This is a genomic window from SAR86 cluster bacterium (assembly GCA_029268615.1).
GTDB lineage: Bacteria > Pseudomonadota > Gammaproteobacteria > Magnimaribacterales > Magnimaribacteraceae > JAQWNM01.
Map to the genome: position 1 here is coordinate 59125 of JAQWNM010000008.1, position 12364 is coordinate 71488.

11 protein-coding genes are annotated in these 12364 nt (G+C 32.9%); 2 read left to right on the plus strand and 9 right to left on the minus strand.

Translation table 11 applies throughout. From position 1 onward, the window contains the following. Positions 1 to 148: 148 nt before the first annotated feature. Positions 149 to 2665: a zinc-dependent metalloprotease gene (locus P8J93_03595; protein MDG2060887.1), complete on the plus strand. Its 2517-nt coding sequence runs from the start codon at positions 149 to 151 to the stop codon at positions 2663 to 2665. A gap of 1 nt (position 2666) precedes the next feature. Here the strand turns inward: P8J93_03595 and P8J93_03600 are convergent, their stop codons facing one another. From P8J93_03600 to P8J93_03630, 7 genes are all read right to left on the minus strand, one after another. Then, positions 2667 to 3653, minus strand: coding sequence for a Rieske 2Fe-2S domain-containing protein (locus P8J93_03600; GenBank protein MDG2060888.1), 987 nt, complete (start codon positions 3651 to 3653; stop codon positions 2667 to 2669). An 8-nt stretch (positions 3654 to 3661) separates the two neighbouring features. Continuing rightward, the gene (locus P8J93_03605; protein ID MDG2060889.1) at positions 3662 to 4540 is read right to left on the minus strand and encodes an SDR family NAD(P)-dependent oxidoreductase; all 879 of its coding nucleotides are present in this window, start codon (positions 4538 to 4540) and stop codon (positions 3662 to 3664) included. Between the two features lie 12 nt (positions 4541 to 4552). Next, positions 4553 to 5326 carry an acetoacetate decarboxylase family protein gene (locus P8J93_03610; GenBank protein MDG2060890.1) on the minus strand — a complete coding sequence of 258 codons (774 nt, stop codon included), beginning with the start codon at positions 5324 to 5326 and terminating at the stop codon, positions 4553 to 4555. 17 nt (positions 5327 to 5343) lie between these two features. After that, complete coding sequence (locus tag P8J93_03615; GenBank protein MDG2060891.1) at positions 5344 to 6573, minus strand: cytochrome P450; 1230 nt, start codon at positions 6571 to 6573, stop codon at positions 5344 to 5346. Positions 6574 to 6579: 6 nt separating this feature from the next. Next, the gene (locus P8J93_03620; GenBank protein MDG2060892.1) at positions 6580 to 7923 is read right to left on the minus strand and encodes a hypothetical protein; all 1344 of its coding nucleotides are present in this window, start codon (positions 7921 to 7923) and stop codon (positions 6580 to 6582) included. Position 7924: 1 nt separating this feature from the next. After that, entirely contained in the window at positions 7925 to 8914 is a 990-nt protein-coding gene (locus P8J93_03625; GenBank protein ID MDG2060893.1) for an alpha/beta hydrolase, read from the minus strand. A gap of 225 nt (positions 8915 to 9139) precedes the next feature. Continuing rightward, positions 9140 to 9628: a nitroreductase family deazaflavin-dependent oxidoreductase gene (locus P8J93_03630; protein ID MDG2060894.1), complete on the minus strand. Its 489-nt coding sequence runs from the start codon at positions 9626 to 9628 to the stop codon at positions 9140 to 9142. A gap of 82 nt (positions 9629 to 9710) precedes the next feature. On the opposite strand from P8J93_03630, the gene P8J93_03635 reads away from it, so the two are divergent. Then, positions 9711 to 10391, plus strand: a complete 681-nt coding sequence (locus P8J93_03635) for an MBL fold metallo-hydrolase (GenBank protein ID MDG2060895.1) — start codon at positions 9711 to 9713, stop codon at positions 10389 to 10391. A gap of 2 nt (positions 10392 to 10393) precedes the next feature. Here P8J93_03635 and P8J93_03640 read toward each other — a convergent pair whose 3' ends face one another. Both P8J93_03640 and P8J93_03645 read right to left on the minus strand, forming a co-directional pair. Continuing rightward, positions 10394 to 11503, minus strand: a complete 1110-nt coding sequence (locus P8J93_03640; GenBank protein ID MDG2060896.1) for a glycosyltransferase family 2 protein — start codon at positions 11501 to 11503, stop codon at positions 10394 to 10396. Positions 11504 to 11506: 3 nt separating this feature from the next. After that, positions 11507 to 12346, minus strand: coding sequence for an NAD-dependent epimerase/dehydratase family protein (locus P8J93_03645; protein MDG2060897.1), 840 nt, complete (start codon positions 12344 to 12346; stop codon positions 11507 to 11509). Positions 12347 to 12364 lie beyond the last annotated feature (18 nt).

The window sequence follows — 12364 nt, forward strand, 5'->3', positions numbered from 1 at the left end:
TAAGAAATTATCAAACCTAAACATGTCTATATTATCATTCATGCTCTATATTCCATTTTTAAGTTAATTATAACTAACTTTATGTTTGTAGCATTTAAATCAAAAATCTATAATCTGCCAAATAAATTTTATTACGAATATTAAAAATATGAAGATTTTGTACAGAAGATTCACTGCCTTTGCATTAATTTATACACTATTGGTAATTTCTCAGGCTACCTTATCTGATGAGATAGAGGAAGATAATCAACCGAAAGATTCTAATAAAGAATATGTAAAAGAAATGAATCATTACGAGGGTTTGATAGATATTTATCAGAATCCAAAAAATGCAGAAACATATTTTAAAATTAAGAAAGATCAGCTCAATCAAGAATATATCTATTTTTCTCATGTAATAGATGGCATAGTTGAGGGGCGAAAAAATAGAGGAAGTTACCTAGATAATGGACTAATAAAGTTTGTTAAAATCTTTAATTCAATAAGACTAATAAGAATAAATAGTTCCTTTAAGTATGATGAAGATAATGCACTATCTAACTCTCAGGGAGCAAATATCTCAGATGCTATCATTGAAGTCTTTCCAATAAAATCTGAAAACGAAGATGAATATATAATTGATGTAACATCACTTTTTTTATCTGAAAGTCTCACAAACATTAAGCCTTTACCTGATCCTGAGAACCCTCATTTAAAAGGATTAAAATGGGGAAAAATTAATTCTAAAAAATCTCTTATTTCTAGAATACAAAATTATCCTAATAATTCTGACCTAGAAGTTGAATATTTATATGAAAATTCACCTATCTCCGAATCTTATGGTAAGGATAAATTTGAAGACATAATTGATTCAAGGAATATTATTCTTTCATTGAGGTATAGCTTTATAAAACCTCCCTCAAATAACTTTGAACCAAGATATGCTGATCAGAGGGTGGGATTCTTTAGTCAACGTATCACTAATCTAACTTCTAAAGATATTACTCCTTATGCAGATCTTATACACAAATGGTTTCTTGAAAAGAAAGAACCTGATAAAGAATTTTCTGAGCCAATTAAGCCAATTACTTTCTGGATAGAAAATACCGCACCTAAAGAATTAATACCTTATATAAAAGAAGGCGTTTTAGCTTGGAATAATGCTTTCAAAAAGGCAGGTTTTTTAAATGCCCTGGATGTAAAATTACAGCCTGATGATGCTGACTGGGATGCAGGGGACATCAGATATAATGTAATTAGATGGACTTCCTCTCCCAAACCGCCATTTGGTGGTTACGGGCCTAGTTTTGTCAATCCAAGAACAGGGGAGATATTGGGTGCTGACATTATGCTGGAATGGGTCTATCTTACAAATAGACTTTTTGTTGATTCAATCTTTTCATATGAAAGCTATAATTCTATTGATTCATATTCTAACTGTTCAATTGATTCAATAACTCAAAGAAGTAATTTTCTAGCTACTTTGGTATCGAACTCTTCATCAGAAACGGAAAGTAAGATCATTGAGCAAGGTATAATTTCATTAGTTCTTCATGAAGTGGGTCACACCTTAGGTTTAAATCATAATTTTAAAGCTAGTTACTTACATGATCCTGTATCGATACATGATCAAAGTATAACTAGTAAAGAAGGAGTAACATCATCTGTAATGGATTATGCTCCTACTAACCTAGCACCTTTAGGCAAGGAGCAAGGCGATTATTATGATACTTTTCCTGGTGTTTATGATGACTGGGCGATTGAATTTGCTTATACACCAGATTTAGGCTCAAATTCTATAGAAAAAATTTTATCTAAATCAGTAGACCCAAAATTAATGTTTGGAAATGATGCTGACGATATGAGAGGTCCAGGCAGAGGTATTGATCCAAGGGCTATGGTTAGTGATTTGTCTAATGATCCAATTAAATATGCCGAAGAAAGAATCCAATTAATAAATAAAACGCTATCAGACTTACCTGAAAAGTTTAATAAAAAAGCAACCAGCTGGGAACAATATAGAAAAGCTTATATGCTATTAACTACTGACATAGGCAGATCTTTAGAAACTGCTTCACGCTACATAGGAGGTGTTTATGTTAATCGAAGTTTTCCAGATCAAGATACGGATTTAGAACCTTTTGAACCAGTCCCATATAAAGTTCAAAAGAAAGCAATGCAAATGATTGCAAAGCATGCTTTTGCACCAGATGCATTTACTCTAGATAAAAATTTAGCGAGTAAACTGCAACTAGAAAGAAGGGGGTTCGATTTTTATGGAGAACATGAAGACCCTCAAATTCTTAGAAGAATACTGTCTATTCAAACAGCCGTTATGAACCATTTATTGGATGGCTGGATGATGTACAGACTTTCAGATAGCGAATACTACGGAAACAGCTACAGCTCTTCAGAGATGCTGAGAGATTTAACTGATGCCATCTTCTTAGAAGATGTCTCTTCACCAATAAACGCAATGAGAAGAAATTTACAAATTAGATATGTAAGAAGGCTACTAAATATTCTATCTCAAGATTATTATGATGATTTATCAGTTACTGCAGCTTATAGTTCTTTAAGATATATTGAAAAGATAATTAGAAAAAACTCTAGAGATCAACCAACAATGGAACAAAGATCATTATTATCTTGGCTTATAGAATCTGGATTAGATAGAGCTCAATAAATTAGATATAAAACTGCCCTACCCATTTTCTAAACTTATTTATTGGTCCATCCCCATCACAAAGCATAGGGTTTGGCCAATAAGATTTATTTTCCCATATGGGGATATCATCATTAATGCCATTTGCTATACCATCTATGATGGCCATTCCTAGGGTGTCCTCTATATCTTTACTAACTTTCATTTGCCATCTTAATATAGAATTTTCTTTATCAACCGGACATGAAGCGTTAACCATAACAAACTCTCCACCATCAGGAGGTAAATTTACCATCCTTAATAATACTTGACCCAACCCCCAAGATTCTCTGGTAAAAGTAGTAGTAAATTGTTCTTTATATGAACCCTTATATTTATCTGAAACACTATCACTATTTTCTGGATCCATTAATGTCTCGGCAACAGTTTTTCTATAGATTCCATCTATATATGCGTCTGTTTCAGGTAGTGAAGGAGATTGATGAACAGTTGGGAAATGGGCTTGATCTACATCATTTTCTGCAATCTCTTGAAGGCAAGTGCCAATATTATATTCAAAGAAATGAGATTTACCCCATTTATCAGAATCTCTATTAAATTCCTTAACCTCGGGTAGCTCAAAATAAGGTTCTTTACCTTCTGCATGATACCAGGCCATAATGATACCGTTTTGTTCAACAAGTTTATAAGTATCTAGAACTTGGTTTTGCGCTTTTATTGGAATTGAATCCGCGTAAGGAACATCTACACAAACTCCTTCTCCACTCCAAGCCCATCCATGAAATGGACAAACAATGGAATCTTTTGATACATGGCCACCATGACCTAAATGTGCTCCTAAGTGAGGGCAAAAAGGAGCAACCGCTTTTGACTGACCACTTTCAGTTCTAAATAGAACTACATCTTCTCCACAAAATTTTACTGTTTTAACTTCTCCTTCTTTAAGTTCATGACTCCAAGAAAGACAAAACCAGCCGTGAGGAATTTCTAAAGGTATTCTTGCATTCATAAATTCTCCTAAAATAAATCTGGAATATCTGGGTTGGTTCTATTTATTAAACTATCTACAAAATCTTTATATGATTTATCGCTTTCTGGATTTTCTGGCATTAACCAATATTTATCATCTTTTATTCCATTTAAACAAAATTCAGCAACTTCATCGGGATGAGTAGTTTTTAGTTCTTTACCCATTGAGCTAACCATTTCTTTCATTGCTTCTAGTGATTCTATTTTAAAAACTGGTTCAGATTCTTGTGCTAAGTTTTCAGGTCTATTTCTCTCGGAACCATACAAACCTGTTTCAACTACATGAGGTCCAGGAAATAATATTGAGACTCCTATAGACGCCTGCAAAGATAGAAGTTGAAAATATAATGCCTCTGATATCGTAGCAACTGAAGATTTAGTAGTCGCATATATAGGAGTAGAAGGATAAGTTACTAATACTCCATTTCCTGAGCAGGTATTAATAACTCTGGCTTCTTCTCCATGAGCAAGCATTAAAGGCACGAAAACTTTAATTCCATGAATGACTCCCCATACATTTACTTTAAAAGCCCACTCCCAATCGTTAATAGACAGATCCCAGAGAGGGAAAGAAGCCTCTTGTGGAGCTATTCCTGCATTATTAAATAATAAATGTACATTACCTAAATCATTATTGACTGAGTTACTTAGGTCTTTAATAGAATCAAGTTCTGCAACATTTGTAACATAAGTCTTAACATTAAGGCCCTCCTCATTTAAGAGATTTGCAGCATTATCTAAAGCATCCTCTTCTATGTCTGCTAAAGCAACCTTAGCACCTTCTTTAGCTAAAAAACGTCCTAAAGATAATCCCACCCCGCTGGCACCACCAGTAATAACTGCCACTTTATTTTTATAATTTTTCATAAAATTCTTGACTTACTTTTTTGGTCCTCCATTTTCTCCAGGCCACCTCGTTCCACCAATAGTATCGGCAAAAGGCCAAAACTGTTTTCCATCTAGTTCACCTTCTAGAGTTATTTCTCTTCCAAGAAAAATTGGTGTCCATAGTTGAGTTGACACTTTTTCTTTAATTGGTAGAAGAGTGGCAACGGGATCCCAAGGACTATCTCTTAAAATAAGTTCACCTTCTAATTCCTGCATAAAAGCAGTCCCGTATGTACTTTTGACTCTGACTACATGTGGAGGAAAATCGTATTTATTTTCAGCCATATCGACAGATCTCAATGATTTTATCCACCACTCATTATGTTCGTACTCATCAAGATTAGGTAAATCACCCTTCACATCTCCTACAAATTCTACAAAGGTATGGCCTTGGTGCGTTACCTTTGCTTCCACATGATCAAAAAATCTAAAATAAGAAGTATCAGCAAGATACTTTGGCTGGCCCCAGTGCTCATGACTTCCATAGACGGCCTGCTCTTGATTTATGCCGATACCTAGAGTGTAATCACCTTCAATGCCCTCATAACTCGCGGCGGCATTTACCACAACACCATATTCAGGTTCATTGTTAACTGGAAAATTATAAATAGTTATAGTTACATTAGGCTCAGAACCCGCCTCTATGCCAGGAGGCAATAAAGCAGATATATTTTCTTCACCTGTTTTATAAATTATTCTTAACATGGGCCAATTATAGATTTCTCCAGGATTTGATTGAGGGCCGTTTGTTGTTTCTGAGGACATATTTTCTCCTTTAAAATTTAAATATTAGTTTTTAAAATTAATTTCTTTAACCTTCGAGCATTATGATGCGTATAATCATAAGACATCTCTCCATCTAATTCTAGATGAGGATATCTAGTAAATAACTCTTTAAACATTACCTCTACTTGAGCTCTTACCAAAGTTACACCGATACAGTAGTGCGGGCCTTGTCCAAAACTAATGCTATTCTCTTGACTTCTTAGGATATCAAACTGGTCTGAGTTTTTAAATGCATCTGGATCTCTTCCAGCTGTAGTTGACAGTAACTGCAACATTTGACCTTTTTTTATCAAGTTACCTTCCAAGTCAACATCCTCTGATGCATATCTGGCTAATCCCGTTTTACCTGAACTGGAATGTCTTAATACTTCTGAAATAGCATTTTGTATTAGAGATTCATCATTTAAGACCATTTTAAGCTGTTCAGGGTGCTCTAATAATGTTTTGATAAAATAACTATGTAAGTCTACAGCAGTATCTGATCCTGCTGCTAATACAGACCCCATGAGTGCGCACATTTCCCAATTATTTAATTTTTCTCCATCTTCCTCTGCAGTTATCAAGGCAGATAAAAAATCTTCTCCAGGATTTAAACGCCTTTCTTCTATTAACTCATTAAGCATCTCTAAACCTTCTTCAATACTAGCAGTAGCTTCTGAGCGTTCTTCATCGCTTAGCATAGGATTTATTCCTCTAACAATACCGTAAGCCAAGCTACTAAATATCTCAAAATAATTAGACGGCACTCCAGCTAAACTAGCAATTGCTTGAGTTGGGATTCTTTCGCCTATTTCTGCAGCAAAGTTAAATTTATCTACCTTACCTATTTGGTCAAACCGCTCGGCTACGAGTATAGAAAACTTTTTCTTCATAAATTCCATAACTCTAGGAGAAAAAGCTGGCAGAGCTAATTTTCTTAATCTTAAGTGGTTCTTTCGATCTAAAAAAAATAAATTGTTGTCCATGAGATTTTCAAATGAAGATTTTTCTTTTGAATTATTCTTTTCAGGGGCAAATTCCCATAAATTAAAATCAGTTGACAGCCTTCTATCTAATAAACAATTCGCTATCCTCCTATTTCCACTTATTAACCAACATTGCCATTTATCAAACCAAGCTATGGGATGATCATTTAATAATCTATCTAATGTGGGTTGTGGGTTGTGAATAAACTCCTTAGAGTTAGGATCAAAAAATTCATCTACGAGGGAGGGTTTTTTAGTCATGATTATTTAATTTAGGTATTTACTTTTTTTTGAATTAAATCCTACCATCAAAAAGACTACTAAAGAACCTATTAATAGTGCTTTACCAGGTTCCAGCGGAAAAGAAACTAATACGACTGCCATAAATAATGATGCGCCTCTTTCTACTGAATTTCTTACTAGAGACATAGAAACCTGAGCACACCCTATGGCTGTCAAAGTCATAAATTGAGCAAAAATTATACCTTGAAAAGAAACAAGAGCTGTCATCAAAGGCACAACAAGATAAAACCAAGGAAATCCAAAACTAACATATGAACCAATACCATCATAAATTGAATTCATCTCTTTTATTCCCTTACGCCATCTATTAACTACAACTATATGAGGTCCTGTTGCTAAAATTCCTTGATAACTAAAAAAGGGAACAAATAGACTAGAAAGAAAATTTCTTATGGACATGGATAAATGAGATCTGTTCGTATTAAATTCCTGAACATCATCTAATCTTTCATCTAAAGCATCTTTTGTAATTTCATTACCAGTTATTAGATCTCCAAAAAAAATAACGTACGCAATTAATGCCAATGGAAGTGCTTCAATAAAATGACGTATCTCTGGCCAACCTACATATAGTGGGGAGACCTTTTGTATCATAGATGGCAAATTAATTTCTGCCCATCTCCATTCAGGATAAAAATTTAGCTCTCCTGTTAAGTAACCAACTAAACCTGCTAAAAGCATTCCAGGAATAAGACCTAATGAGGTTAATTTAGATAAAAACGGTAGGGCAATTGATAGCCTTTTAAATATCAAAGAATTTGCTAAAAATATAGTAATGATAATTGAAGAAAAAATAGCTATAGGTTGATTGATTAAGAGATCTGGCCTATCTATAAAAACTGCTTTTAAAGCTGCAATAGCTGCTCCTAATATAATTCCTGACTTCAGTGCATTTGGTATTAAGGAAATTAATTTTTCTCCAGTACCAGTTATGCCAAGTAAAAAACAAATTAATGCAAAGTCTAAACTTAGGGCTATCATCACCATTAAATTCTCTTGATGCGAACCTAAACCTAGAGGAGTAAAAAAGGCTATAACAAGAGGAAAAACTGGAGTCATCAACCCTGCCATAAGGTTTTCTCCAAAAATTATTGGAGAAGTTGCAATTAATACAGTACTAAAAAATAAAAAAATTAACGCTTCATCTTGCGTCAGTCCAAACCAATTAATTAAAAAAGGAAGCAATAATAGAGCTGCAGCTGAACCAGCTAAAACTCCCTGCAGATATTCAGACAGTGAAAATCTAAAATGAATAAAAGGTATCCTTAAAGTAAAAGGGCCCCATTTAATTCCTTTATTCTTATCCAAATTACCGTATTTTTTTTAGAAATTGTAAAATAATTTCATTAACCTCATTAGGTGATTCCTGTTGCGTCCAATGCCCAATGCCCTCTAACTCCTCTGAAATAATTAAATTTTTGTAATTTAATTGAATTCTTTCTAATAGAGTTTCCTTTGAAGGCACAAAGAAATTTACTGGATCAAGGCTACCAGTAATAAAAAAAGCTGGTTGTTTTAACTTTTTAGGTAAGTCTTCTAATTCATGCCAATCTATATTTTGTGCTCTATATCTATTTAAAGGTCCTCTCATACCTCCTATTTCAAATTGGCTAACAAAATAATCAATATCTTCTGAAGATAGCCAAGAAGGTAAATCAGGAAATTCTTCCATCCCTTCTAAAAAGGTAGAATCAGAAGTTTTGGGAGGGTTAAGACCGCTCTCACCTCTATTTATTGCATTTGCCATCCCTCTGCCATCGCTATTAGTATAGGTAATCGTTAAGCTTTTCTTTAAATCTTCTTCAAATTCTTTTTCAGCAACTCCTTCATCTTGAAAATATAATTGATAAAAAAACTTATCTTTATAGACTTTTTTCCATAAATCTAAAGCTGGTAAAGGGCCCCTACCTCCCATATACGGAACAGACATAGAGCCAGTTCCTATTATTCGGCTTGGATATAGAGCTGCTGTATTAAGAGCTATAGGAGCTCCCCAGTCATGCCCTATAGTTATAGCCTTTTCATACCCTAAGGCATCTATCAGACCGATTACATCGGCTGTTAACTCTTTCATGGTATAAGAATCTATTGGATGAGGTTTATCTGATTCACCATAACCTCTAACATCATAAGCTACAGCTTTATATCCAGCTTCTGCAATTACAGGTAATTGAAATCTATAGCTATACCAACTTTCTGGCCATCCATGACAAAAAACTACTAAAGGACCCTCTCCTATAGTTGCGATTCTAAGATTTATGCCATTAGAAGAAATATGTTTAAAATTAAGTTCGTTCATCTTTTAAAGAATTTATAAATAAAATTCCAAACAACATAACATTTATGAATCCAATGAACCCATTATTAGTCGAATTCATGATCTTTTTATTAAATACAAAGAACTCAATGAAGTGAACTACTAACAATCCTATAAAAAGATAATTTAAAAAAAACCAAAAACTAAATAAATAGTTTGATCCGCAAATTAACCAAAATAAAATAGAAGGTATTTTTAATAAATGACTCATGTAGAGGGCTGACAATTAAAAACTGGAATATTTCTTTCTGTTGCTTCCTGATATTTTTTATAGTTTGGAAATGCATCGCAAATCAAAGGCCATAAAAGGTCCTTATCTTCATCGGTAATTCTTTTTGCCTCTGATTTAAACTTATCTCCTTTCAATATAACCTCTACTTCAGGATTAGATCTAAGATTCCAATACCAGCTTGGATGGTCATCTGCTCCACCCTTAGAGGCAACTATAAGCACACCTTCTTTATATGGTACATACATAATAGGTATAGATCTTAACTTACCTGTCTTAGCTCCAGTCATGGTAACTACACAGATAGGATACCCGGTAATTGTAGACATAAATAGGCCTTTAGTATTTTTGAAAACAAAAGCTTGAGTCTTAAAAAAAATTTTAGCAAAAGAAGGGTTTTGCATTAATTTTCTTAAAAATTTAGGCATTGGGTTTTTTTTCTTTCGTATAGGATTAGATGTGGACATGGCTTAAATAATTATAGAATTAATTAAATATACACTAAATAAGTTAAAATAAAGTATTAAATAACGGACAACTGGGAGAAAAATGAATACATCTGATGATTTATATTTAGAGCAAATACCATTAGGTCCTATGGAAAACTTTGTCTATCTAATAGGCTCGTTAAATACTAGAGAAGTTTCTATTATAGACCCAGCCTGGGATATTGATTTTTTACTTAATCACTTAGAAGAAAAAAACCTAACACTAAAGTCTATTCTAGTAACCCATTACCATCAAGACCATGTTGGGGGTAATTTTGGGAGTCATGAAATCCAAGGTATAGCTGAAATACTTGAAAAAAATCCAGTAAAAATTTATGTAAATAAACATGAGGCAGAAGGCTTAACTAAAGTAACCGGAGTATCTAAGTCTGATATGATATTAGTAGATTCAGGGGATGATCTTCATATTGGAAATAATAAAATTGAATTTCTTCATACTCCTGGCCATACCCCAGGTTCTCAATGTTTTAAAGTCAATAATAATCTTGTCTCTGGCGACACACTTTTTATTCAAGGTTGTGGAAGAGTTGATTTACCTGGGTCTAATTCTGAAGATATGTATCATAGTTTAAAAAAATTAGCCTCTTTACCAGACGAGACAATCCTATTTCCAGGTCATAACTATAGTCATGAAAAAGAATCGACCATAAAAGAGGTAAAAAAAATGAATATTCATTTAAAGGTTCCAGATTTGGAATCTTGGAAGCAGTTTATGGGATAAAATTAACTTTTCTTTATAAACTCTAGGATTCTTTTAAATAGAGAATTCCCTTCTTTTAAGGAAGGAAAGTATTTATCTATAAGAATAAAGGGTAATCTAAAAAGAGGTCTAAATATTTTAATAATGTTTACTATAAAAATCATTCTAAATTGCCAAATATATTTTGGTAGAAACCTGATAAACATGAGACTAAACCTTTCTTCTGATAGGGTGATGAGCATGCTTTTAAATTTAAAATGATATAGATTTAATATAAACCATTTTGCAGAAGTCTTTAATTGATTATTGGTAATAAACTTAATTAAAATCTTTAAAATTTTACCATTGGATTGAGACCACCTTTCTTTTAAATCGCTATCTTCTAATAAAGAGTAAGTCTCTAGAGCTCCCACATGCCCCCTTTCATTAAGTTTTTTATTTAATTGATCAGAATGCCTTCTCCAATAAAGAATAGCATTGGTGTCTGTACCCGTAATTCCGAAAGGTAAAACTCTAAGGAAATGAGATAAATCTATATTCCTATCCCAACCTCCTGCATCAATAAGGTCTTTTGTTCTAAGCGTAAGCATGCCTCCAGGGACTCTATACATAGAGCCTTTGTTAATAAAATCTAATACTAAATCAATACCTGGCATATATCTGGGCCTTATATTAATTTTTTTATCTTGAAGCTCTGATTGGTTAATTCCTTTATCATCCATACTAATCGGCCTTCCCGAGGCAGTAATACAATCTGGATTTTCATGAAAAAGATTAACCATAGATTGAATATAATTTTCTGATAAAAGATCATCAAAGGACTTATAAAGAACAAACTGACCAGTAACCTTATCTTTAAGAGCTTTATTTAGAATATCTTTTAATGCCGAACCAGGATCTTCCCATGAAAAATGATTTTCTGTAAATTCTAAAACTTTGACTCTTTCATCCTTCTGAGAGGTTTTAAAAATAAAATCTTTTATATCTTCAGAAGCTCCATTATTTATTATTACAATTTCTAAATTATTGTAAGTTTGATTTATTAAAGACTCTAATCCAGGTTTAAAAAGATCTAATCTCCAAAAAACATCTGTTATTACTGTAAATAAGGGCTCTTGATTGTTTTGATCCATATCTTAATTAGAAGACAGTTCTTCTACCCTTTTCTTAAGCTGGTCATCTAGATTAGAATTTACATTAGGAAAATAGATATCTTCAGGGTGATTATCAATTGTACTAATAAGATTATGCCCTGTGCCTAATCTCTTTATGTTTACCTGATGGCCTATAATTTCCATCAAAAATTCTGCAAGTTCTGACAAAGTAAAAATTTTATTGGAAGAGATCTGATATTCACCCCTTTCAAGAGAGATGGAGTTTATTAAAGTGTGAACTATATCTCCGACTTCAGTTAGGTTTATTTGAATTTCATTTTCTGGGATAATTAATTGTTCCTTCTGAAGGATTTTTTTAATAAAAACATCCACTACTTTATCCCTTAAATCGTTTGAGCCAAATGAATCATAAAGATAAATATTAGTTAGATTTTTAGATATTTTTTTATACCATGTCAAGAATAGGTCCTTGCTCATGGAATAGATATTTTGCTGATCTTTTTTTAGGAGTTGCATATAACTAGAAGTGGTAATTAAATTAAAACTAGACACATCAATCTCTAATTTTTCAATTAGATTTGCAGGAAAGTAGAAATTAGAATTAATTAAATCTTCAATATCTCCAATATTCTTCGGGTTGGGATCATAGTTAGTAGCTAAATGAAATAAAGTGTTAGCTCTAAAGTTGCTCATTAAATCTTTAGAGAACTTTTCTTCTATTGGGACAGGATCATCTTGGTATATCTCTACTTGATTATTTCTTCTAAAATTTACAACGAAAGAATAATTATCTTGTAATAGTTTCAATAGATGACTACCTATAAAACCTGATAGACCAGTTGCATAGATAACTTTAGTCACTTAATCACCTCGAACCTT